A 22,241-nucleotide genomic window follows, 5' to 3' on the forward strand; every position below is an offset into this window, starting at 1 on the left:
AAAACAAAACATGGTTGAAATCGAACTCGACGGCCAGAAGGTCGAAGTGACCGAGGGCAGCATGGTGATGCATGCGGCCGACAAGGCGGGCACCTACATCCCGCACTTCTGCTATCACAAGAAGCTCAGCATCGCCGCCAACTGCCGCATGTGCCTGGTCGATGTCGAGAAGGCGCCCAAGCCGATGCCGGCCTGCGCCACGCCGGTCACGCAGGGCATGATCGTGCGCACCAAGAGCGACAAGGCCATCAAGGCCCAGCAGTCGGTCATGGAGTTCCTGCTGATCAACCACCCGCTCGACTGCCCGATCTGCGATCAGGGCGGCGAGTGTCAGCTGCAAGACCTGGCCGTGGGCTACGGCGCCTCTTCCTCGCGCTACGAGGAAGAGAAGCGCGTGGTCTTCCACAAGGACGTCGGCCCGCTCATCAGCATGGAAGAGATGAGCCGCTGCATCCATTGCACGCGCTGCGTTCGCTTCGGCCAGGAAGTGGCGGGCGTGATGGAGCTCGGCATGTCGCACCGCGGCGAGCATGCCGAGATCGAGACCTTCGTCGGCAGCTCGGTCGACTCCGAGCTCTCGGGCAACATGATCGACATCTGCCCGGTCGGCGCGCTGACCAGCAAGCCCTTCCGCTACAGCGCGCGCACCTGGGAGCTTTCGCGCCGCAAGTCGGTGAGTCCGCACGATTCGACCGGCGCCAACCTGATTGTCCAGGTCAAGAACAACCGCGTGATGCGCGTGTTGCCGCTGGAGAACGAGGACGTCAACGAGTGCTGGATCGCCGACCGCGACCGCTTCTCCTACGAGGCGCTCAACACCCCCGAGCGCCTGACGCAGCCCATGCTCAAGCAGGGCGGGCAGTGGCAGCAGGTCGACTGGCAGACCGCGCTCGAGTACGTGGCCAACGGCCTCAAGCAGATCAAGGCCGACCATGGTGCGCACAGCATCGGCACACTCGCCAGCCCGCACAGCACGCTGGAAGAGCTGCACCTGGCCAAACTGCTCATGCAGGGCCTGGGCAGCGCCAATATCGACCATCGGCTGCGCAATGCCGAGTTCGGTGCCTTCGAGGGCGTGCGCTGGCTGGGCACTTCGATCGCCTCGCTGTCGCAACTGCAGCGCGCGCTGGTGATCGGCAGCAACCTGCGCAAGGACCATCCGCTGTTCGCGCAGCGCATTCGTCAATCGGTTCGCAAGGGTGGGGCGCTCAGCGTGCTCACCTCGCCCGAGCTGCTGGTTGACGACGAAGCCTGGGCCATGCCCCTGGCGAATGCCGTGCGCGTGCCGGCCCAGGACTGGATCGACGTGCTCGCCGAGATTGCCTCCGCCGTCGCCGCGACCACCGGCGCCGCTGCGCCGATCGTCCGTTCTGCCGAGCCAGGCGATCCGGCCAAGGCCATCGCTGCCTCGCTGCTGAGCGGCGAGCGCAAGGCCATCCTGCTGGGCAACGCCGCCGCCCACCATGCCGAAGCCCGCCCGCTGCTGGCGCTGGCGAACTGGATTGGCGCCCAGACGGGCGCGAGCGTCGGCTATCTCACCGAGGCGGCGAACACGGTCGGCGCCCAGCTGGTCGGCGCGCTGCCGATGGATGCGGGCCTGAGTGCCAGCGAGATGCTCCTGGGTGGGCTCAAGGCGGTGCTGCTGCTCAACACGGAGCCTGTGTTCGACTCGGCTGCCGGCACCCAGGCTGCCGATGCGCTCACGCATGCGCAGATGGTCGTGACGATGAGCCCCTTCAAGGCCAACCTCGAGTTCAGCGACGTGCTGCTGCCGATCGCGCCCTTCAGCGAAACGCCGGGCACCTTCGTCAACGCCGAGGGCCGCGTGCAGAGCTTCCATGCCGTGGTCAAGCCGCTTGGCGAAACGCGCCCGGCCTGGAAGGTGCTGCGCGTGCTGGCCAACCTGCTGGGCTTGCCGGGCTTCTCCTTCGAGTCGGCGGCCGAGGTGCTGGCCGACACCGGCCTGAGCGCCGGCCTGGTATCGGCCGACAGGCTGAACAACGCCACCGCAGCTCGCCCCGACGGCAAGCGCGTCTCCAACGCAGCGGCGCCCGTGGTCGCCGCGATCTACCAGCTCGATTCGATCGTGCGCCGCGCGCCCTCGCTGCAGCTCACCGCCGATGCGCGCGCGACGCAAGCCCAGGTTGCGCAGGAGGTGCTCGCATGATCGACAGCCTGCATGGCTTCGGCCTCGGCCTGGTCGCCGCCCCGTGGTGGACCGCGGTCGCCTGGCCGGTGATCTGGACGCTGATCAAGATCGTGGTGGTGGTGCTGCCGCTGATGGGCGCCGTGGCCTATCTGACGCTCTGGGAGCGCAAGGCCATCGGCTTCACGCAGATCCGCCTGGGCCCGAACCGCATTGGTCCGCTGGGCCTGCTGCAGCCCATCGCCGACGCGCTGAAGCTGCTGACCAAGGAAATCATCCTTCCCACGGTCGCCAACAAGGGCCTGTTCCTTCTGGGGCCGATCATGACCATCATGCCCGCGCTGGCCGCCTGGGCCGTGATCCCCTTCGGCCCCGAGGTCGCGCTGGCCAACATCAACGCCGGCCTGCTGTTCGTCATGGCCATCACTTCGCTCGAGGTGTACGGCGTGATCATTGCCGGGTGGGCTTCGAACTCCAAGTACGCCTTTCTCGGCGCGCTGCGGGCCTCGGCGCAGATGGTCAGCTACGAGATCGCGATGGGCTTCTGCTTCGTGGTCGTGCTGATGGTCTCCGCCAGCCTCAACATGACCGACATCGTGACGGGGCAGGGCAAGGGCCATTTCGCCTCGATGGGCATCGGCTTCCTGTCCTGGAACTGGCTGTCGCTGCTGCCGATCTTCGTGGTGTACTTCATCTCCGGCCTGGCCGAGACCAACCGCCATCCCTTCGACGTGGTGGAGGGCGAATCGGAAATCGTCGCCGGCCACATGATCGAGTACTCGGGCATGAGCTTCGCCATGTTCTTCCTGGCCGAGTACGCCAACATGTGGCTGGTCTCGATCCTGTGCGCAGTCCTGTTCCTCGGCGGCTGGCTGCCTCCCTTCGATTTCCTCGGCTTCATCCCCGGGTGGATCTGGCTGGGCCTCAAGACCTTCGTCGTGGTCACCATGTTCCTGTGGGTCCGCTCGACCTTCCCGCGCTTCCGCTATGACCAGATCATGCGTCTGGGCTGGAAGATCTTCATCCCCGTCACGCTGGTGTGGCTGGTGGTGGTCGGCGCCTGGATGCAGACCCCGTTCAACATCTGGAAATAACTGGAATCGCCATGTCTGCGCACCCCGCCCGCGCGCTCGCGCGCTCATCCTCGACTACGACCGCGCCGGCCTTCTCGCTCAAGGACTTCCTGTCCAGCTTCATGCTGGTCGAGCTGTTCAAGGGCCTGGCCATCACGGGCAAGTACGCCTTCAGCCGCAAGATCACGGTGCAGTTCCCGGAAGAGAAGACGCCGCTCAGCCCGCGCTTCCGCGGCCTGCATGCGCTGCGACGCTATGAAAACGGCGAGGAGCGCTGCATCGCCTGCAAGCTCTGCGAAGCCGTGTGTCCCGCGCTCGCCATCACGATCGAATCGGATGTGCGCGACGACGGCTCGCGCCGCACCACGCGCTACGACATCGACCTGACCAAGTGCATCTTCTGCGGCTTTTGCGAGGAAAGCTGCCCGGTCGACTCCATCGTCGAGACCCACATCTTCGAATACCACGGCGAAAAGCGCGGGGACCTGTACTTCACCAAGGACATGCTGCTGGCCGTGGGCGACCGCTACGAAAAAGAAATCGCCGCCAACAAGGCGGCCGACGCCAAGTACCGCTGACTTGGACTGGCCCGACAACCAATAACGAAACCGATCCATGGACGTCAAGACCGGTCTGTTCTACCTGTTCGCCGCGGTGCTGCTGTTCGCGGCCTTCCGCGTCATCACCTCGCGCAATCCCGTATATGCGGCGCTGTACCTGGTGCTGGCCTTCTTCCAGGCCTCGGCCATCTGGCTGCTGCTGCGTGCCGAATTCCTCGCCATCTCGCTGGTGCTGGTCTACGTCGGCGCGGTGATGGTGCTGTTCCTGTTCGTGGTGATGATGCTCGACATCAACGTCGATGCGCTGCGGCAGGGCTTCTGGAAGCATTTCCCGCTTGCCGCGGGTGTCGGCGCGCTGATTGCCCTGGAAATGGCCGCAGTGCTGATGGGCGGCTTCCGCCTGGCCGAGCCGCGCCGCCCGATGGCCACCGGGCCCGAGACCTCCAACACGATGGAACTCGGCAAGCTGCTCTATACCAACTACCTCTATCCGCTCGAGATCGCGGCCGTCATCCTGCTCGTGGCCATCGTTGCGGCCATCGCGCTCACGCTGCGCACGCGCAAGGACAGCAAGTACGTGAACCCCTCCGACCAGGTGCGCGTGAAGGCGCGCGACCGCGTGCGCATCGTGCAGATGCCCGTGACGCGAGCCGCGCAGCCCGTCGCCGATGAAGTGCCTGCCACCGGGGAGACCAAGGCATGACCCTCACGCTCGGACATTTTCTTTCGCTGGGGGCGATGCTCTTCGCGCTGTCGGTGATCGGCATCTTCCTGAACCGCAAGAACCTGATCGTGCTCTTGATGTGCATCGAGCTGATGCTCCTTGCGGTCAACGTGAACTTCGTCGCGTTCTCGTACTTCCTGGGCGACATGCACGGCCAGATCTTCGTGTTCTTCATCCTGACCGTGGCGGCGGCGGAGTCCGCGATCGGGCTGGCGCTGCTGGTGCTGCTGTTCCGCAACAAGTCGAACATCAACGTCGACGAACTCAACGCGCTCAAGGGCTGAGGGGATTCAAATGAGCGCAACGCTTTCCGCATCCGCACTGCTGGCAGTGCCGCTGGCACCCCTGGCCGGCTCGCTGCTGGCCGGCCTGTTCGGCACGAAATTCGGCGGCAACCGCTTCGGGCGCCGCGCCTCGCACTCGATGACCATCCTGGGCGTGTTCATCGCCTTCGTCATCTCGGCCATGACGCTCAAGAGCGTGGTGGTCGACGGCGCCCGCTTCAACGCCACCATCTACGAATGGATGATGGTGGGCGGCATCAAGATGGAGGTCGGCTTCCTGGTCGACGGCCTGACGGCCATGATGATGTGCGTCGTGACCTTCGTCTCGCTGATGGTGCACATCTACACCATCGGCTACATGGAGGAGGACGAGGGCTACAACCGCTTCTTCGCCTACATCTCGCTCTTCACCTTCTCCATGCTGATGCTGGTGATGAGCAACAACATGCTCCAGCTGTTCTTCGGCTGGGAAGCCGTGGGCCTGGTGTCCTACCTGCTGATCGGCTTCTGGTACAACAAGCCGAGCGCGATCTTCGCCAATCTGAAGGCCTTCCTGGTCAACCGCGTGGGCGACTTCGGCTTCATTCTCGGCATCGGCCTGATCGCTGCCTATGCCGGAACGCTGAACTACGCCGAAGCTTTCGCGAAGGGCGGCGAACTCGCCAAGCTGAGCTTCCCCGGCACCGACTGGATGCTGATCACCGTGATCTGCATCTGCCTGTTCATCGGCGCCATGGGCAAGAGCGCCCAGTTCCCCCTGCACGTGTGGCTGCCCGATTCGATGGAAGGCCCGACCCCGATCTCGGCGCTGATCCACGCGGCGACCATGGTGACGGCCGGCATCTTCATGGTGGCGCGCATGTCGCCGCTGTTCGAGCTGAGCGACACCGCACTGTCATTCGTGCTGGTGATCGGCGCGATCACCGCGCTGTTCATGGGCTTCCTGGGCATCATCCAGAACGACATCAAGCGCGTGGTGGCCTATTCCACGCTTTCGCAACTGGGCTACATGACGGTTGCGCTGGGCGCCTCGGCCTACTCGGTGGCGGTGTTCCACCTGATGACGCACGCCTTCTTCAAGGCGCTGCTGTTCCTCGGCGCCGGCTCCGTCATCATCGGCATGCACCACAACCAGGACATCCGCTGGATGGGCGGCGTGCGCAAGTACATGCCCATCACCTGGATCACCTCGCTGCTCGGTTCGCTGGCGCTGATCGGCACGCCCTTCTTTGCGGGCTTCTATTCCAAGGACAGCATCATCGAGGCGGTGCACGAGAGCCACCTCTGGGGCGCCGGCTTCGCTTACTGGGCGGTGCTGGCAGGCGTGTTCGTGACGGCCTTCTATTCGTTCCGCATGTACTTCCTGGTCTTCCACGGCAAGGAGCGCTACGACCAGAACCCGGATGCCCACCACCATGAGCCGGACGCGGAGCCCGACCATGGCCACCACGACGATCACTCCACGCCGCACGAGTCGCCCTGGGTGGTCTGGCTGCCGTTGGTGCTGCTGGCCATTCCTTCGGTCGTGATCGGCTACATGACCATCGACCCGATGCTGTACGGCGAGTTCTTCAAGGACGCGATCTTTATCGACGCCGGCAAGCATCACGCCATGAACGAACTGGCCGAGGCCTTCCACGGCCCCTTGGCCATGGCCCTGCACGGCCTGACCGCACCGCCGTTCTGGCTGGCACTGGCCGGCGTGGTGCTGGCCTGGTACATGTACCTCGTCAACCCGGCGCTGCCGGAGGCCATCAAGCGCGCCTTCGGCCCGATCTACCGCTTGCTCGAGAACAAGTACTACATGGACTGGATCAACGAGCACCTCATCGCACGCGGCACGCGCGCCTTGGGCACGGGCCTTTGGAAGGGCGGCGACCAGGGCATCATCGACGGCGCCATCGTCGACGGCTCCTGGAGGACGATCGGCCGCGCCGCCGGCGTCATTCGCTGGATGCAGTCCGGCTACATCTATCACTACGCCTTCGCGATGCTCCTGGGCATCTTCATCCTCATGACGTATTTCGTCTGGTTCAACAGATAAACCGCGCGCCACTGGAGAAAAGCAAAAATGGGTTTGTTGAGCCTTGCCATCTGGGTGCCGATCGTCTTCGGCGCAGTGCTGCTGGCCATCGGTCGCGACCAGCACGCGAGCATCGTGCGGTGGATCGCGCTGGTCGGATCGATCGTGAGCTTCCTGGCCACCGTGCCGCTCTACACGCGCTTCCAGAACGGCACTGCCGCGATGCAGTTCGTCGAGAAGAGCAGCTGGATCGAGCGTTTCAATGTCAGTTACCACGTCGGCCTCGACGGCCTGTCGCTGTGGCTGGTGCTGCTGACGGCCTTCATCACCGTGATCGTGGTGATCTCGGCCTGGGAAGTGATCACCGAGCGCGTCAACCAGTACATGGGCGCCTTCCTGATCCTCTCCGGCCTCATGATCGGCACCTTCTCGGCGCTGGACGGCGTGTTGTTCTACGTCTTCTTCGAGGCGACGCTGATCCCGATGTACCTGATCATCGGCATCTGGGGCGGCCCGAAGAAGATCTACGCCGCTTTCAAGTTCTTCATCTACACGCTGCTCGGCTCGCTCCTGACGCTGGTCGCGCTGATCTACCTGTACAACCGCTCGGGCGGCAGCTTCGACATCCTGAGCTGGCACAAGCTGCCGCTGACGGCCCGGGAGCAGACCTTCCTGTTCTTCGCCTTTTTCGCGGCCTTCGCGGTCAAGGTGCCGATGTGGCCGGTCCACACCTGGCTGCCCGACGTGCACGTGGAGGCACCCACCGGCGGCTCGGCCGTGCTGGCGGCCATCATGCTGAAGCTCGGCGCCTACGGCTTCCTGCGCTTCTCGATGCCGATCGCGCCCGACGCCGCGCATGAGTGGGCCTGGCTCATCATCACGCTGTCACTGATCGCGGTGATCTATGTCGGCCTGGTGGCGCTGGTGCAGCAGGACATGAAGAAGCTGGTGGCCTATTCGTCGGTCGCCCACATGGGATTCGTCACGCTGGGCTTCTTCATCTTCAACGAGATCGGCATTTCGGGCGGCATCGTCCAGATGATCGCGCACGGCTTCGTATCGGGCGCCATGTTCCTTTGCATCGGCGTGCTGTACGACCGCGTGCATTCGCGCGAGATCGCCGACTACGGCGGCGTGGTCAACACCATGCCCAAGTTCGCGGCTTTCGCGCTGCTTTTCGCCATGGCCAACTGCGGCCTGCCCGCGACTGCAGGCTTCGTCGGCGAATGGATGGTGATCATCGGCGCGGTCAAGGCCAACTTCTGGCTGGGCCTGGGTGCGGCGACGGCGCTGATCTTCGGCGCGGCCTACACGCTGTGGATGTACAAGCGCGTCTATCTGGGGCCGGTGGGCAACGCCCACGTGAAGGAGCTGGACGACATCAACGCCCGCGAGTTCCTCATGCTGGCGCTGCTTGCTGTCGCGGTGCTGTGGATGGGCCTTTATCCCAAGCCTTTCACCGACGCGTCCAATGCCTCCGTGAGCGAGCTGCTGCGTCACGTGCAGACATCCAAGATTCCAGGCTGACCGAGAGAACGAGATGATTGACAAACTCAGCTGGATGACGATCTACCCCGAAATGGTGCTGCTGGTCATGGCCTGCATCATCGCGCTGGTGGACCTGTCCACGACCGACACCCATCGCACGCGCACCTACGTGCTGACCCTCCTCACGCTGGCCGTGGTGGCCGTCCTCACCGGCATGCAGGCGACCGACGCGGCCAGCCACTACGGATTCGGCGGCATGGTCGTGAGCGACCCGATGGGCAACTGGCTCAAGTGCTTCGCCTCGGTAGCGCTGATGGTCACGCTCGTCTATGGCCGTCCCTACGCAGCGGACCGCGGCATGCTGCGCGGCGGTGAGCTCTTCACTATGAGCATGTTCTCGCTGCTGGGCATCTTCGTGATGATTTCGGGCGGCAATTTCCTGGTGATCTATCTCGGCCTGGAACTGCTCACGCTGTCCAGCTACGCACTGGTCGCGCTGCGGCGCGACAACGCGGTGGCGAGCGAGGCTGCGATGAAGTACTTCGTCCTCGGCGCCATGGCGAGCGGCTTCCTGCTCTACGGGCTGTCGATGATGTACGGCGCCACCGGTTCGCTCGACACCACCGAGGTCTTCAAGGCCATCGCCAGCCGCAAGGTCAACCACCAGGTCCTGGTCTTCGGGCTGGTGTTCATCGTGGCCGGCCTGGCCTTCAAGGTGGGCGCGGCGCCGTTCCACATGTGGGTGCCCGACGTCTACCAGGGGGCGCCCACGGCCGTCACGCTGCTGATCGGCGCGGCGCCCGAGCTGGCCGCCTTCGCCATCATCATTAGGCTGCTGGTCGAAGGGCTGCTTCCCCTGGCGATCGACTGGCAGCAGATGCTTGCATTGCTGGCCATCGCCTCGCTGCTGGTGGGCAACCTGGCGGCCATCGCGCAGACGAATCTCAAGCGCATGCTGGCCTACTCGACCATCTCGCAAATGGGCTTCATGCTGCTGGGCATGGTGGCGGGCGTGGTCAACAACAGCACCTACAACGCCCAGTTCGCGTACAGCGCCGCGATGTTCTACATCGTGACCTACGTGCTGACCACGCTGGCCAGCTTCGGCATCATCCTGCTGCTGGCGCGCGAGGGCTTCGAGAGCGAGGAGATCACCGATCTCGCCGGTCTCAACCAGCGCAGCCCGCTCTATGCCGGCGTCATGGCCATCGCCATGTTCTCGCTGGCGGGCATCCCGCCGCTGGTCGGCTTCTACGCGAAGCTGGCAGTGCTCCAGGCCCTGATCGCCTCGGGCCAGGGCCTGTACATCGCGCTGGCGGTGTTCGCGGTCGTGATGTCGCTGGTCGGCGCCTTCTACTACATCCGCGTGGTCAAGGTCATGTACTTCGACGCGCCAGTGACGGCGACCACCGTCTCGGCGCCGCGCGACGTGCGCACCGTGCTGGCCGTCAATGGCGCGCTCATCCTGGTCCTGGGCATCGTGCCCGGCGGCCTGATGACGCTGTGCGCCCAGGCCATCGTGGCCACGCTGGCCGGCTGAGGGAAGTGTCGCAGGAGGCCTCGGTCTGGCTGGTGCTGCTGGTGGCGGTGCTCGCGGCCAATCTGCCCTTCCTGAACGAGCGCCTGCTTGGCGTGGTGCCGCTCGCGGGCCGCGTGAAGTCGCTGGCCCTGCGGGTGGGCGAGCTGGTGATTCTTTACCTTGGGGCCGGCGGAATCGGGCTCCTGTTCGAGCGCCGCGCCGGCCAGATCGCGCCGCAGGGCTGGGAGTTCTACGCCATCACTGGCGCCTTGTTCCTCGTGCTCGCGTTCCCGGGCTTCACCTGGCGCTATCTCCTCAAGCATCGGAAATGACATGAGCCCCCACGCTTTTCACTTCTTGTATTCGCTGCCCCCCGAGGGGGCTGAGTGCCGCAGGGCGGCCCGGCGGGAGGCCTGACATGGACGACGCACATCTGAAGGAAGAGGGCACTGCCAGCGAGCTGCTGTTCAAGGGCAATTTCCTGCATGCCAAGCGCGACACCGTGCGCCTGCCCGACGGCAAGAGCGCGACCCGCGAGTACATCGTCCATCCCGGCGCCGTGGTGGTGGTGCCCCTGCTCGAGGACGGGCGCGTCGCGATGGTGCGCCAGTACCGCTATCCGATCGAGCGGGTGATGACCGAGTTTCCGGCCGGCAAGCTCGACGCCGGCGAGGACCCCTTGTTCTGCGGCCAGCGCGAGCTGCAGGAGGAAACCGGCTACACGGCGCTCGAGTGGGCCCATGCCGGTGCCATGCATCTGGCGGTGGCCTATTCGACCGAAATCATTCACGTCTACTTCGCGCGCGGGCTCACGGTGGGCAGCCAGCAGCTCGACCATGAAGAGTTCGTGGAGCTGACGACGGTCACGCCCGCGCAACTGCTGGACTGGTGCCGCGACGGCACCGTGTCGGATGCCAAGACGCTGACCTGCACGCTCTGGCTGCAGAACGTCCTGTCCGGCGCATGGACGCTCGACTGGAAGAGCGCCGCCACGCCGTCGGCCAGTCGATAATGCGCGCATGAAGGTCCTCAACCTCCAATGCGCGCACGGCCACGGCTTCGAGGGCTGGTTCGCGTCCAACGACGATTTCGAAACGCAACTCGCCGGCGGCCTCGTCTCCTGCCCGATGTGCAGCGACACGGCCATCACCAAGCTGCTCACCGCACCACGCCTGAACCTCGGCAACGCCAAGCCGCCCGCCGAGGCCGCTCCCGCGCCAGTGCCTGCTCTCGCCCAGAACGAATCGCCCGAGGGGCGCTGGATGCGCGCCGTGCGCGAAGTCATGGCCAAGACGGAAGACGTCGGCGATCGCTTTGCCGCCGAGGCGCGCAAGATGCACTACGGCGAGGCCGAGGAGCGCGGCATCCGTGGCCGGGCCACGCGCGAGGAGGCCCGGGACCTGCTCGAGGAGGGCATTTCGGTCTTCTCGCTGCCCCTTCCGCCGGCCCTGAAAGAGACGTTGCAGTAAGCAGCGCCGGCGGCAGCTGTGCCGTCTCAGGCCGAGAATTGCAGCGCCGCCAGGCGCGCATAGACGCCGTTCTGCGCCACCAGCGTGGCATGCGTCCCCTGTTCCACGATGCCGCCGTGGTCGAGCACGATGATGCGATCGGCCCTCTGCACGGTCGCGAGCCGGTGCGCGATGACCAGCGTGGTCCGGCCCGCCATGGCCGATTCCAGTGCCGCCTGCACCATGCGTTCGCTTTCCGCATCGAGCGCGCTGGTGGCCTCGTCGAGCAGCAGCAGAGGCGGATTCTTGAGCATCGCTCGCGCGATCGCGATGCGCTGGCGCTGGCCGCCTGAGAGGCGCACGCCGCGCTCGCCCAGGAAGGTGTCGTAGCCCTCCGGCAGCGCCCGCAGGAAGCCGTCCGCGAAGGCTGCGCGCGCCGCGGCGTGGACCTCCTCGGCGCTGGCCTCCGGCCGGCCGTAGCGGATGTTCTCGAAGGCGCTGGCCGAGAAGATCACCGCATCCTGCGGCACCAGCCCGATGCGCGTGCGCAGGGCATCGAGGGCGAGCTCGGCGAGCGGCGTTCCGTCGAGCAGGATGCGGCCCGACTGCGGGTCGTAGTAGCGCAGCAGCAGCTGGAATACCGTGCTCTTGCCCGCGCCGCTCGATCCCACCAGCGCCACCGTCTCGCCGGGCGAGATGTCCAGGCTGAAGTCACGCAATGCCGGCGTGCCGGGGCGCGAAGGGTAATGAAAGCCCACCTGTTCGAAGCGCACGGCACTTCCGGCCGCCGGGATGGTCGCCTGCGCGGGCCGGGCCGGCGACACGATCACCGGCTTCGCGTGCAGCAGTTCCATCAAGCGCTCGGTGGCGCCGGCCGCGCGCAGCAGGTCGCCGTAGACCTCGCCGAGCACGGCAGCCGCGCTGGCCAGGATGATCACGTAGACCACCGTCTGCCCCAGGTGCCCGGCCGTGATGTCGCCCCGCAGCACCGCCTGCGTGCCCTGGTACAGCCCCCACAGCAGCGCGGCCGAGGTCGCGACGATGATGAAGGCCACCAGCACCGAGCGCGCCTTGGTGCGGCGCACGGCGGTGCGGAAGGCGCTGTCGGTGGAGGCGTCGAAGCGCGCCGCCTCGCGCGCCTCGGCCGTGTAGCTCTGCACCACCGGGATCGCATTCAGCACTTCCGCCGCAATGGCGCTCGAGTCGGCCACCCGGTCCTGGCTGGCGCGCGAGAGCCGCCGCACCCGGCGGCCGAACCACATGCTCGGCAGCACCACCAGGACCAGGATGCCCAGCACCTGCACCATCACGTAGGGGTTGGTCCACACCAGCATGGCCAGCGCGCCGGCGCCCATCACGGCGTTGCGCAGCCCCATGCTGAGCGAGGAGCCGACGACGGTCTGCACCAGCGTCGTGTCGGCCGTGAGCCGCGACAGCACCTCGCCGGTCTGCGTGGTCTCGAAGAACGCCGGGCTCTGCCGCAGCACGTGGGCATAGACCGCGTTGCGCAGGTCGGCCGTGACCCGTTCCCCCAGCCAGCTCACGGTGTAGAAGCGCGCCGCCGAGAAAGCCCCGAGCGCCACCGCCACGCCGAAGAGGGCGAGGAAATGATCGCGCAGCGCCATGGCCTGGGCGCCGCGGTCGGCCGCCACCAGTCCGCCGTCGATGAGGCTGCGCAGGGCGACCGGAAACACCAAGGTGGTCACGGCCGCCATGACCAGGAACAGCCCCGCCAGGAAAATCTGAACCCGGTAGGGCCGCAGAAAGGGCGCCAATCCGAACAGCGAACGGGGAGCGCCTTTGGCGGCCGAAGAAGGGGCAGGGGAAGCCATGGGCAGGATTCTAATCAACACTTGCCCTTACAAAGGTCGCCTTGACAATTACTGCCGCGACAACTAATATTGCCCCATGTCCCAGCCCACACATCCTGAAGCCGAAACGCCGGTTGCACCCGAAGGGTCGCCCGCCACGCCTGGCTTCTATCAGCCGGAGGGCTACCTCGCCGAGCAAAGCGTCGGCCACATGATGCGGCGCATCACGACCATCGTCGGTCAGCTCGTGTCGAACAAGATGTCAGAGCCGAGCGGACCGACTTTCCCCCAATGGGCCCCCCTGTTCAAGCTCTACCTGGGCCATGCGACCACCGTCGCAGAGCTCGCGCGAGAATGCCAGCTCGACACCGGCGCCATGACGCGGCTGCTCGACCGGCTGGAAGCCAAGGGCCTGTGCCGCCGCGTGCGCTCGCTGTCGGACCGCCGCGTGGTCAACATCGAGCTCACCGACGAGGGACGCGAAGCCGCGCGCGAGGTGCCCCATGTGCTGTGCAGCGTGCAGAACGAAGTGCTGGCCGGCTTCAGCCGTGAAGAGTGGCAGCAGCTCAAGGGCTTCCTGAACCGCATCCTCGAAAACGCCCAGGCCATCGCGGCCCGTGGAGAAAAGAATGATCCGAATGCTTCCTGAATTCGCACGGCGCCCGATGACCGTCGTCGGCGCCGCGGCGGCGCTGTTCCTGGCCGGTTGTGCCGACATGGGCCACATCGATTCGCACGCAAGACTGCGCGATGCCGATTCCCTCGGACTGTCCAGCCAAACCGCCGAGCTGACGGCGCCCAACGTCGAGAGCCAGTGGTGGCTGGGCTTCGGCGACGCCCAGCTGAACGCGCTGGTCGACCAGGCCTTGCAGGGCAACCCCAACCTGCAGGCCGCGCGGGCCCGGCTGGAGCGCGCCCAGGCCGCCGTCGGCGTGGCGGAAGCCGCCCGCAAGCCGAAGCTCGACGGCCAGCTCGATCTCACGCGCCAGAAATTCAGCGGCAACTACATCTACCCCGCACCGCTCGGCGGTTCGATCCAGGAACTCGGCACCCTGCAGCTCAACGGCAGCTGGGAGCTCGACTTCTTCGGCAAGAACCGCAGCGCCATCGAGACCGCCGTCGGCAGCGCCAATGCCGCCGCGGCCGATGCCGATGCGGCCCGCGTGCTGTTGTCCAGCAACGTGGCCCGCGCTTATTTCCAGTGGGCGCGGCTGGACGAGCAGCTGGCCGTGGCCACGCGCACGCTGACGCAGCGCGAGGAAACTCTCAAGCTGGTGCGCGACCGCGTTTCCGCCGGGCTGGACACGCGCCTGGAGCAGTACCAGAGCGAAGGCGGCCTGCCGCAGGCCCGCCAGCAGATCGAGGCGCTCAATGAACAGATCGAGATCGCCCAGCATGCGCTGGATGCGCTCGTCGGCAAGCCTGGCATCGCGCAGGGCCTGGCCGCACCGAAGTTGGCCGGCATCCGACCGATTGCGCTGCAGCCGAGCATCCCGGCCAACCTGCTGGGCCGTCGCGCCGACATCGCCGCCGCGCGCTGGCGCGTCGAGGCTGCGACCAGCGACGTTGCCAGCGCCAGGACCCAGTTCTATCCGAACATCAACCTGGTGGCCTTCGCCGGCTTCTCCGCTCTCGGTTTCGGCAATCTCACCAAGTCGGGAAGCGGGCAGTGGGGCGTGGGCCCGGCCGTGCGGCTGCCGATCTTCGAAGGCGGCCGGCTGCGCGCCAACCTGCGCGGCAAGACGGCCGAGCTCGACGCTGCGATCGAGAGCTACAACGGCGCCGTGCTCGACGCGGTGCGCGACGTGGCGGACCAGGTGAGCAGTGCCCAGTCGGTCGCGCGCCAGCAGGCCGAACAGGCCGAATCGCAGCGCGCCGCCGAGGCCGCTTACGACATCGCCGTGCAGCGCTACGGCGCCGGGCTCGGCAACTACCTCAACGTGTTGACCGCCGAGACCACCGTGCTCGCCGAACGCCGCCAGGCCGTCGACCTGGCCGCCCGCGCCCTCGAGACCCAGGTGGGCCTCGCCCGCGCGCTGGGCGGCGGCTGGCAGCCGGACACCGAAACGACCGCCGCGGCCGGCCAGCCCGCAACCGGTCATCCCTGAACAGCAAAGCGCGAATCCGAAGGACATCCCCATGGACAGCAACAACAACACCGCAGCCGCCGTCGATACCCCGGCGCCCAACAACAAGCGCCGCCGCGCGCTCACTGCGATCGCCGCCGCAGTGGTGGTCGCCGGCGCCGGCTGGGGCGCCTACCAGTGGCTGGTCGCCAGCCATTACGAGACGACCGACAACGCGTACGTGCAGGGCAACGTGATCCAGATCACGCCCCAGATCGGCGGCACCGTGATGGCCATCATGGCCGACGACACCGACTTGGTGAAGGCCGGCCAGCCCCTGGTGCAGCTGGACCCGGCCGATGCCAAGGTGGCCCTCGAGCAGGCCGAGGCGGCGCTCGGCCAGGCGGTGCGCCAGGTGCGCACCCTTTATGCCAACAACGGCTCGCTGGCCGCGCAGGTCTCGCTGCGCCAGGCCGACATCGTCAAGGCGCAGAGCGACATCGCGCGCGCGCAGGACGACCTCAAGCGGCGCCAGGCCCTCTCGGGCAACGGCGCGGTGTCGAAGGAAGAGCTCAACCATGCCGAGACCGCGCTCGCCAACGCGAAGAGCGCGCTGGCCTCGGCGCAGGCCGGCGTGGTCGCGGCGCGAGAGCAACTGGCGAGCAACCAGTCGCTGACCGAAGGCACCACGATCGAGCAGCACCCCAGCGTGCAGGCCGCCGCCGCCAAGGTGCGCGAGGCCTACCTCGCGACGCAGCGCGTGGCGCTGCCGGCGCCCGTCGAGGGCTACGTGGCCAAGCGCACCGTGCAGCTCGGCCAGCGCGTCGCGGCCGGCACGCCGATGATGTCGATCGTGCCGCTCAACCAGGTGTGGGTCGATGCCAACTTCAAGGAAGTCCAGCTGCGCAACATCCGCCTCGACCAGCCGGTGAAGCTCACCGCCGACGTCTACGGCAAGAAGGTCGAGTACACCGGCCATGTGGCCGGCCTGGGCGTGGGCACGGGCGCCGCCTTCGCGCTGCTCCCGGCGCAGAACGCCACCGGCAACTGGATCAAGGTGGTGCAGCGGGTGCCGGTGCGCGTCGCGCTCGACGCCGAGCAGCTCAAGGCCAATCCGCTGCGCGTCGGCCTGTCGATGGACGTGGAGGTCGACGTGCAGCAGAAGGGCGGCAAGACACTGGCCGATGCGCCGCGTGCCACCGCGCTGGCCCAGACGCAGGTCTACAGCCAGCTCGACCAGGGCGCCGACGCGGAGGTGCAGCGGATCATCGCGGCCAATCTCGGCCGCGGGCCGGCGCTGGCCAGCACGCCCAAGCAGCCGCAAGGCGCCGCAGCCTCCCCCATCTCGCACGTCAACCCGATCTGAGCGGAGGCGCGCAGCATGGCCACCGCCGCGGCGCCCGCCGCTTATCCGCCGCTCGAAGGTTCGGCCCGTCTGTGGGGCACGATCGCGCTCTCGGCCGCGACCTTCATGAACGTGCTCGACACCTCGATCGCGAACGTGTCGTTGCCGGCCATCTCGGGCGACCTGGGCGTGAGTTCCACGCAAGGCACCTGGGTCATCACCAGCTTCGCGGTCTCCAACGCGATCGCGGTGCCGCTCACCGGCTGGCTCACCCAGCGCTTCGGCCAGGTGCGCCTGTTCATGGCCAGCGTGCTGCTGTTCATCATCAGCTCGTGGCTGTGCGGGCTGGCGCCCAACATGACCACGCTGATCGCCTTCCGCGCGCTACAGGGCTTCGTGGCCGGGCCGATGATCCCGCTGTCGCAGACGCTGCTGCTGTCGAGCTATCCGAAGGCCAAGGCCGGCCTGGCGATGGCGATGTGGTCGATGACCACGCTGGTCGCGCCGGTGATGGGGCCGCTCATGGGCGGCTGGATCACCGACAACATCTCCTGGCCCTGGATCTTCTACATCAACATCCCGGTGGGTCTGCTCGCAGCCGGCATCACCTGGGGCATCTACCACAAGCGCGAGAGCGGCATGCGCAAGGTGCCGATCGACGGCATCGGCCTGGCGCTGCTGGTGCTGTGGGTCGGCTCGCTGCAGTTGATGCTCGACAAGGGCAAGGAGCTCGACTGGTTCCATTCGCCCCAGGTCGTGGCGATGGCGGTGGTGGCGGTGGTCGGCTTCGCCTTCTTCCTGGCCTGGGAGCTGACGGACAAGCATCCGGTGGTGGACCTGTCGCTCTTCAAGCGGCGCAACTTCTGGTCCGGCGCGCTCGCCACGGCCGTCGCCTACGGGCTGTTCTTCGGCAACGTCGTGATCCTGCCGCTGTGGCTGCAGCAGTTCATGGGCTACACCGCCACGCAGGCCGGCATGATCATGGCGCCGGTGGGACTGCTGGCGATCGTGTTCTCGCCGATCGTCGGACTCACGGTGGGCAAGATCGATCCGCGCCGCTATGCAACCTTCTCCTTCCTGGTGTTCGCGCTGGTGCTATGGATGCGCTCGGGCTTCAACACCCAGGCCGATTTCCGGACCATCATGATCCCGACCGTGATCCAGGGCGTCGCGATGGCCTTCTTCTTCATCCCGCTGGTGACGATCACGCTCTCTGGCCTTTCGCCCGACCGCATCGCGGCGGCCTCGGGACTCTCGAACTTCGCGCGCATCACCGCGGGCGCCATGGGCACCTCGATCGCCACCACCCTGTGGGAGAACCGCGCCGCGCTCCATCACGCGCAACTGGCCGAGTCCATCAACCAGGGCAGCGTGGCCACCAGCAGCGCGATGGCGGGGTTGGGCGCCAGCGGCTTCTCCGCCGACCAGGTGCTGGGCCAGATCAACCGCATGGTGGACCAGCAGTCCTTCATGTTGGCGGCCAACGACGTGTTCTACGCGTCGGCGGTGCTGTTCCTGCTGCTGATTCCGTTCGTGTGGCTCGCGAAGCCGGCGCGCGGCACGGGCGCATCGGACGCCGCTGCCGGCGCGCACTGAGCGCCTCGCGGCAAGCCTCGCCCGCCACGTCTCTTGCGCAGACGTGGCGCGCTTTCGCACCCCCGATGCTGGTTGCGCTGCAGCATAGGCATTTGCCCCAGTAGGCAAGTCGTTCAGCGGCTGCAAACAATGCGTTACGCGCAGCCATGGTGGCGCGCTCAGATGGACCGCATGACTGATCTTTCCCGCCAGCACCCGGGCGACCGCGCGAGATGAGCGACATCATTCTCGAGACCCGCCAGCTCACCAAGGAATTCAAGGGCTTCACCGCCGTCAGCAAAGTCGACCTGAAGGTGGTGCGCGGCTCCATCCACGCCTTGATCGGGCCGAACGGCGCGGGCAAGACCACCTGCTTCAACCTGCTCACCAAGTTCCTCGAGCCCACCTCGGGAACCATCCTCTTCAACGGCCAGGACATCACGGGAGAGCGCCCCGCGCAGATCGCGCGGCGCGGCATCATCCGCTCGTTCCAGATCTCGGCGGTGTTCCCGCATCTCACGCTGCTCGAGAACGTGCGCCTGGGCCTGCAGCGCGCGCTCGGCACCAGCTACCACTTCTGGAAAAGCGCGAAGACGCTCGAGCCGCTCGACGCCCGCGCCCGCGCGCTGCTGGCCGAGGTCGGCCTCGAGGAGCTCGCCGACGAAGAGACCGTGAACCTGCCCTACGGCCGCAAGCGCGCGCTCGAGATCGCGACGACATTGGCCATGGAGCCCGAGCTGATGCTGCTCGACGAGCCCACGCAGGGCATGGGCCACGAGGACGTGCACCGCGTGGCCGAGCTGATCAAGCGCGTCTCGGCCGGGCGCACCATTCTCATGGTCGAGCACAACATGAGCGTCGTCTCCACCATCGCCGACACCATCACGGTGCTGCAGCGCGGCGCCGTGCTGGCCGAGGGGCCCTACGAGGAAGTATCGAAGAACCCGCAGGTGATGGAAGCCTATATGGGCACCACCGACGGCCAGCTGCAGGGGGCGCATTGATGGCCGCGCCCGCCCTCGAGATCCGGAACCTCCAGGCCTGGTACGGCGAGTCGCACGTGCTGCATGGCGTCGACATGGTCGTGCAGCCCGGCGAGGTCGTCACGCTGCTCGGCCGCAACGGGGCCGGACGCACGACCACCATGCGAGCCATCCTCGGCTTGACCGGTGCGCGCAAGGGGAGCATCAAGGTCAACGGCACCGAGACCATCGGCATGCCCACGCACCGCATCGCGCACCACGGCATCGGCTATTGCCCGGAAGAGCGCGGCATCTTCGCCAGCCTCTCCGCCGAAGAGAACCTGCTGCTGCCGCCCGCGCTGAAAGGGGCGGACAAGGGCATGACGGTGGAGGAGATCTACGCCATGTTCCCCAACCTGGCCGAGCGTCGCCACAGCCAGGGCACGCGCCTGTCGGGCGGCGAGCAGCAGATGCTGGCGGTGGCGCGCATCCTGCGCACCGGCGCGAGGCTGCTGCTGCTCGACGAGATCTCGGAGGGACTGGCCCCGGTGATCGTGCAGGCCCTCGCACGCATGATCCACACCTTGCGCGGCAAGGGGTACACGGTCGTCATGGTGGAGCAGAACTTCCGTTTTGCCGCACCGCTGGCCGACCGGTTCTACGTGATGGAGCACGGCCGCATCGTCGAAAAATTCGGCGCGGCCGAGCTCGACGCCAAGATGCCGACGCTGCACGAGCTGCTCGGCGTCTGATCCCCATTCATTTCTGCTTGAAGGAGACAACACCATGAAGACTGCATTCACCGCAATCGCGCTCGCTGTCGGCGCCCTGGCATTGGCTTCCGGCGCTCAGGCGCAGGAGAAGGTCAAGATCGGCTTCGTCACCGACATGTCCAGCCTGTACTCCGACCTCGAAGGAAAGGGCGGCGCGACCGCCATCGAAATGGCGATCGCCGATTTCGGCGGCAAGGCGCTGGGCCAGCCGATCGAGCTGCTCACGGCCGACCACCAGAACAAGGCCGACATCGCCGCATCGAAGGCGCGCGAGTGGATCGACACGGCAGGCGTCACCATGGTCTTCGGCGGCACCAACTCCGGCACCGCGCTGGCTACCGCCAAGGTCGCGCAGGAGAAGAAGCGGGTCTACTTCAACAACGGCGCCGCCAGCTCGGCGCTCACGAACGAGCAGTGCAGCCCCTACACCGTGCACTACGCCTATGACACCGTCGCGCTCGCCAAGGGCACCGGCGCCACGGTGGTGGAGCAGGGCGGCAAGAGCTGGTTCTTCCTGACCGCCGACTACGCCTTCGGCCATGCGCTCGAAGCCGACACCAGCCGCATCGTCAAGGAAAAGGGCGGCACGGTGGTGGGCGCGGTGCGCCATCCGCTCAATGCCTCGGACTTCTCATCTTTCCTGCTGCAGGCGCAAAACTCCAAGGCGCAGATCCTCGGCCTCGCCAACGCGGGCGGCGACACCATCAATTCCATCAAGGCGGCCAAGGAATTCGGCATCGGCAAGACGATGAAGGTGGCGGGCCTGCTGGTCTTCCTGAGCGACATCCACAGCCTGGGCCTCAAGAACACCGAGGGCCTGCTGCTCACCACCAGCTGGTACTGGGACCTCAACGACAACACGCGCAAGTGGGCCGCGCGCTATTTCGACAAGACCAAGCGCATGCCCACCGACATCCAGGCCGCCGACTACTCGGCCACCATGACCTACCTGAAGGCGGTCGAGGCCGCCAAGACCACCGATTCGGACAAGGTGATGGAGCAGCTCAAGAAGATGCAGATCAACGACTTCTACGCCAAGGGCCAGATCCGCGCCGATGGGCGCTTCGTGCACGACATGTACCTCGTGCAGGTCAAGGCGCCGTCCGAGTCGAAGAGGCCATGGGACTACCTGAAGGTCGTCAAGACGCTGCCGGGCGACCAGGTCTTCACGACGAAGGCCGAGTCCAAGTGCGCCCTGTGGAAGTAATCGGGCTTCGCGGCCGGAGAAAGAACACATGAAGAACAGATTCGCGCTCTCGGCCGTGGTCCTCGGCCTCACCCTGGCCGCAGGCGCGGCGCAGGCCCAGGACAAGGTCAAGATCGGCTTCATCACCGACATGTCGAGCCTCTACGCCGACGTCGAAGGCCGTAACGGCGCCACCGCGATCCAGATGGCCATCGACGACTTCGGCGGCAAGGTCAACGGCCAGCCCATCGAACTGCTCACGGCCGATCACCAGAACAAGGCGGACATCGCCGCCTCCAAGGCGCGCGAGTGGATCGACACGGCGGGCCTGACGATGCTCTTCGGCGGCACCAACTCCGGCACCGGCCTGGCGATGGCGAAGGTGGCGCAGGAGAAGAAGCGCGTCTTCATCGTCAACGGCGCCGGCACCTCGGCGCTGACCAACGAGCAGTGCACCCCCTACACCGTGCACTACGCCTACGACACCGTGGCGCTTGCCAAGGGGACCGGCGGCGCCGTGGTGGCGCAGGGCGGAAAAAACTGGTTCTTCCTGACTGCCGACTATGCCTTCGGCGCGGCGCTCGAGAGCGACACCGCCAAGGTGGTGAAGGAGAAGGGCGGCACGGTCGTGGGCAGTGTCAGGCATCCGCTCAACGCGTCGGACTTCTCGTCCTTCCTGCTGCAGGCGCAGAACTCCAAGGCCCAGATCCTGGGCCTGGCCAACGCGGGCGGCGACACCATCAACGCGATCAAGGCGGCCAAGGAATTCGGCATCACCAAGACGATGAAGATGGCGGGCCTCCTGGTCTTCATCACCGACATCCACAGCCTGGGCCTCAAGAACACCGAAGGCCTGCTGCTCACCACCAGCTGGGACTGGAACCTCGACGACAAGACGCGCGCCTTCGGCAAGAAGTTCTTCGAGAAGACCAAGCGCATGCCCACCGACATCCAGGCCGCCGACTACTCGGCCACCATGACCTACCTGAAGGCGGTGCAGGCGGCCAAGAGCACCGACGCCGACCAGGTGATGGCGCAGCTCAAGAAGATGCCGATCGACGACTTTTACGCCAAGGGGAAGATCCGCGAGGACGGCCGCTTCGTGCACGACATGTACCTGGTGCAGGTCAAGACCCCGGCCGAGTCGAAGCAGCCCTGGGACTACTACAAGGTCGTGAGCAAGCTGCCCGGCGACCAGGTCTTCACCACCAAGGCCGAGAGCAAATGCGCTCTCTGGAAGTAATGCTCGCCCACGAAA

20 protein-coding genes are annotated in these 22,241 nt (G+C 66.4%); 19 read left to right on the top strand and 1 reads right to left on the bottom strand.

From position 1 onward, the window contains the following. Nucleotides 1-10 precede the first annotated feature (10 nt). The 11 genes from nuoG to J2739_RS18335 all read left to right on the top strand — a co-directional run bounded on the left by nuoG (nucleotide 11) and on the right by J2739_RS18335 (nucleotide 11,286). On the top strand, nucleotides 11-2,167 hold the full coding sequence (gene nuoG, locus J2739_RS18285) for an NADH-quinone oxidoreductase subunit NuoG (RefSeq protein WP_309904166.1): 2,157 nt from the start codon (nucleotides 11-13) through the stop codon (nucleotides 2,165-2,167). Continuing rightward, on the top strand, nucleotides 2,164-3,240 hold the full coding sequence (gene nuoH, locus J2739_RS18290; protein WP_309904167.1) for an NADH-quinone oxidoreductase subunit NuoH: 1,077 nt from the start codon (nucleotides 2,164-2,166) through the stop codon (nucleotides 3,238-3,240). Before nuoG ends, nuoH begins: the two co-directional genes overlap by 4 nt. A gap of 11 nt (nucleotides 3,241-3,251) precedes the next feature. After that, on the top strand, nucleotides 3,252-3,797 hold the full coding sequence (gene nuoI, locus J2739_RS18295; protein ID WP_309904170.1) for an NADH-quinone oxidoreductase subunit NuoI: 546 nt from the start codon (nucleotides 3,252-3,254) through the stop codon (nucleotides 3,795-3,797). Between the two features lie 37 nt (nucleotides 3,798-3,834). Then, on the top strand, nucleotides 3,835-4,482 hold the full coding sequence (locus J2739_RS18300; protein WP_309904171.1) for an NADH-quinone oxidoreductase subunit J: 648 nt from the start codon (nucleotides 3,835-3,837) through the stop codon (nucleotides 4,480-4,482). Continuing rightward, complete coding sequence (gene nuoK / locus J2739_RS18305) at nucleotides 4,479-4,787, top strand: NADH-quinone oxidoreductase subunit NuoK (protein ID WP_086922746.1); 309 nt, start codon at nucleotides 4,479-4,481, stop codon at nucleotides 4,785-4,787. The genes J2739_RS18300 and nuoK overlap by 4 nt, the downstream gene beginning before the upstream one ends. A gap of 10 nt (nucleotides 4,788-4,797) precedes the next feature. Next, the gene (nuoL, locus tag J2739_RS18310) at nucleotides 4,798-6,831 is read left to right on the top strand and encodes an NADH-quinone oxidoreductase subunit L (RefSeq protein WP_309904173.1); all 2,034 of its coding nucleotides are present in this window, start codon (nucleotides 4,798-4,800) and stop codon (nucleotides 6,829-6,831) included. A 27-nt stretch (nucleotides 6,832-6,858) separates the two neighbouring features. Continuing rightward, nucleotides 6,859-8,337: an NADH-quinone oxidoreductase subunit M gene (locus J2739_RS18315; RefSeq protein WP_309904175.1), complete on the top strand. Its 1,479-nt coding sequence runs from the start codon at nucleotides 6,859-6,861 to the stop codon at nucleotides 8,335-8,337. A 13-nt stretch (nucleotides 8,338-8,350) separates the two neighbouring features. Then, a complete protein-coding gene (gene nuoN, locus J2739_RS18320) occupies nucleotides 8,351-9,838 on the top strand; it encodes an NADH-quinone oxidoreductase subunit NuoN (RefSeq protein ID WP_309904177.1) in 1,488 nt (495 codons plus the stop codon). 5 nt (nucleotides 9,839-9,843) lie between these two features. Then, nucleotides 9,844-10,149, top strand: coding sequence for a DUF2818 family protein (locus tag J2739_RS18325; RefSeq protein WP_309904179.1), 306 nt, complete (start codon nucleotides 9,844-9,846; stop codon nucleotides 10,147-10,149). A gap of 86 nt (nucleotides 10,150-10,235) precedes the next feature. After that, nucleotides 10,236-10,829: an NUDIX domain-containing protein gene (locus J2739_RS18330; protein ID WP_309904181.1), complete on the top strand. Its 594-nt coding sequence runs from the start codon at nucleotides 10,236-10,238 to the stop codon at nucleotides 10,827-10,829. 7 nt (nucleotides 10,830-10,836) lie between these two features. After that, nucleotides 10,837-11,286: a DUF1178 family protein gene (locus tag J2739_RS18335; RefSeq protein WP_309904183.1), complete on the top strand. Its 450-nt coding sequence runs from the start codon at nucleotides 10,837-10,839 to the stop codon at nucleotides 11,284-11,286. A 26-nt stretch (nucleotides 11,287-11,312) separates the two neighbouring features. Here J2739_RS18335 and J2739_RS18340 read toward each other — a convergent pair whose 3' ends face one another. Continuing rightward, nucleotides 11,313-13,097, bottom strand: coding sequence for an ABC transporter transmembrane domain-containing protein (locus J2739_RS18340; RefSeq protein WP_309904185.1), 1,785 nt, complete (start codon nucleotides 13,095-13,097; stop codon nucleotides 11,313-11,315). Between the two features lie 76 nt (nucleotides 13,098-13,173). Between J2739_RS18340 and J2739_RS18345 the strand changes: the two genes are divergently transcribed. The 8 genes from J2739_RS18345 to J2739_RS18380 all read left to right on the top strand — a co-directional run bounded on the left by J2739_RS18345 (nucleotide 13,174) and on the right by J2739_RS18380 (nucleotide 22,226). After that, nucleotides 13,174-13,725 (top strand): MarR family winged helix-turn-helix transcriptional regulator, encoded by a 552-nt coding sequence (locus J2739_RS18345; protein ID WP_309904186.1) that lies wholly within the window; start codon nucleotides 13,174-13,176, stop codon nucleotides 13,723-13,725. Further along, entirely contained in the window at nucleotides 13,715-15,184 is a 1,470-nt protein-coding gene (locus J2739_RS18350) for an efflux transporter outer membrane subunit (protein ID WP_309904189.1), read from the top strand. Before J2739_RS18345 ends, J2739_RS18350 begins: the two co-directional genes overlap by 11 nt. 31 nt (nucleotides 15,185-15,215) lie before the next feature. After that, nucleotides 15,216-16,508 (top strand): efflux RND transporter periplasmic adaptor subunit, encoded by a 1,293-nt coding sequence (locus J2739_RS18355; RefSeq protein WP_309904190.1) that lies wholly within the window; start codon nucleotides 15,216-15,218, stop codon nucleotides 16,506-16,508. Between the two features lie 15 nt (nucleotides 16,509-16,523). Then, on the top strand, nucleotides 16,524-18,083 hold the full coding sequence (locus tag J2739_RS18360) for a DHA2 family efflux MFS transporter permease subunit (RefSeq protein WP_309904193.1): 1,560 nt from the start codon (nucleotides 16,524-16,526) through the stop codon (nucleotides 18,081-18,083). Between the two features lie 212 nt (nucleotides 18,084-18,295). Beyond that, a complete protein-coding gene (locus J2739_RS18365; RefSeq protein WP_309904195.1) occupies nucleotides 18,296-19,066 on the top strand; it encodes an ABC transporter ATP-binding protein in 771 nt (256 codons plus the stop codon). Further along, entirely contained in the window at nucleotides 19,066-19,776 is a 711-nt protein-coding gene (locus J2739_RS18370; RefSeq protein WP_309904197.1) for an ABC transporter ATP-binding protein, read from the top strand. The genes J2739_RS18365 and J2739_RS18370 overlap by 1 nt, the downstream gene beginning before the upstream one ends. Nucleotides 19,777-19,810: 34 nt before the next feature. Next, nucleotides 19,811-21,004: an ABC transporter substrate-binding protein gene (locus J2739_RS18375; RefSeq protein ID WP_309904199.1), complete on the top strand. Its 1,194-nt coding sequence runs from the start codon at nucleotides 19,811-19,813 to the stop codon at nucleotides 21,002-21,004. A gap of 28 nt (nucleotides 21,005-21,032) precedes the next feature. Then, nucleotides 21,033-22,226: an ABC transporter substrate-binding protein gene (locus tag J2739_RS18380; protein WP_309904202.1), complete on the top strand. Its 1,194-nt coding sequence runs from the start codon at nucleotides 21,033-21,035 to the stop codon at nucleotides 22,224-22,226. The last annotated feature ends 15 nt before the right edge of the window (nucleotides 22,227-22,241 follow it).

This window comes from Variovorax soli (assembly GCF_031454625.1).
Classification (GTDB): Bacteria; Pseudomonadota; Gammaproteobacteria; order Burkholderiales; family Burkholderiaceae_C; genus Variovorax; species Variovorax soli_A.

Bases quoted from the DNA above. Each gene is read 5' to 3' on its own strand.
- nuoG (WP_309904166.1), top strand. From the start codon at position 11: ATGGTTGAAATCGAACTCGACGGCCAGAAGGTCGAAGTGACCGAGGGC.
- nuoH (WP_309904167.1), top strand. From the start codon at position 2,164: ATGATCGACAGCCTGCATGGCTTCGGCCTCGGCCTGGTCGCCGCCCCG.
- nuoI (WP_309904170.1), top strand. From the start codon at position 3,252: ATGTCTGCGCACCCCGCCCGCGCGCTCGCGCGCTCATCCTCGACTACG.
- J2739_RS18300 (WP_309904171.1), top strand. From the start codon at position 3,835: ATGGACGTCAAGACCGGTCTGTTCTACCTGTTCGCCGCGGTGCTGCTG.
- nuoK (WP_086922746.1), top strand. From the start codon at position 4,479: ATGACCCTCACGCTCGGACATTTTCTTTCGCTGGGGGCGATGCTCTTC.
- nuoL (WP_309904173.1), top strand. From the start codon at position 4,798: ATGAGCGCAACGCTTTCCGCATCCGCACTGCTGGCAGTGCCGCTGGCA.
- J2739_RS18315 (WP_309904175.1), top strand. From the start codon at position 6,859: ATGGGTTTGTTGAGCCTTGCCATCTGGGTGCCGATCGTCTTCGGCGCA.
- nuoN (WP_309904177.1), top strand. From the start codon at position 8,351: ATGATTGACAAACTCAGCTGGATGACGATCTACCCCGAAATGGTGCTG.
- J2739_RS18330 (WP_309904181.1), top strand. From the start codon at position 10,236: ATGGACGACGCACATCTGAAGGAAGAGGGCACTGCCAGCGAGCTGCTG.
- J2739_RS18335 (WP_309904183.1), top strand. From the start codon at position 10,837: ATGAAGGTCCTCAACCTCCAATGCGCGCACGGCCACGGCTTCGAGGGC.
- J2739_RS18340 (WP_309904185.1), bottom strand. From the start codon at position 13,097: ATGGCTTCCCCTGCCCCTTCTTCGGCCGCCAAAGGCGCTCCCCGTTCG.
- J2739_RS18345 (WP_309904186.1), top strand. From the start codon at position 13,174: ATGTCCCAGCCCACACATCCTGAAGCCGAAACGCCGGTTGCACCCGAA.
- J2739_RS18350 (WP_309904189.1), top strand. From the start codon at position 13,715: ATGCTTCCTGAATTCGCACGGCGCCCGATGACCGTCGTCGGCGCCGCG.
- J2739_RS18355 (WP_309904190.1), top strand. From the start codon at position 15,216: ATGGACAGCAACAACAACACCGCAGCCGCCGTCGATACCCCGGCGCCC.
- J2739_RS18360 (WP_309904193.1), top strand. From the start codon at position 16,524: ATGGCCACCGCCGCGGCGCCCGCCGCTTATCCGCCGCTCGAAGGTTCG.
- J2739_RS18365 (WP_309904195.1), top strand. From the start codon at position 18,296: ATGAGCGACATCATTCTCGAGACCCGCCAGCTCACCAAGGAATTCAAG.
- J2739_RS18370 (WP_309904197.1), top strand. From the start codon at position 19,066: ATGGCCGCGCCCGCCCTCGAGATCCGGAACCTCCAGGCCTGGTACGGC.
- J2739_RS18375 (WP_309904199.1), top strand. From the start codon at position 19,811: ATGAAGACTGCATTCACCGCAATCGCGCTCGCTGTCGGCGCCCTGGCA.
- J2739_RS18380 (WP_309904202.1), top strand. From the start codon at position 21,033: ATGAAGAACAGATTCGCGCTCTCGGCCGTGGTCCTCGGCCTCACCCTG.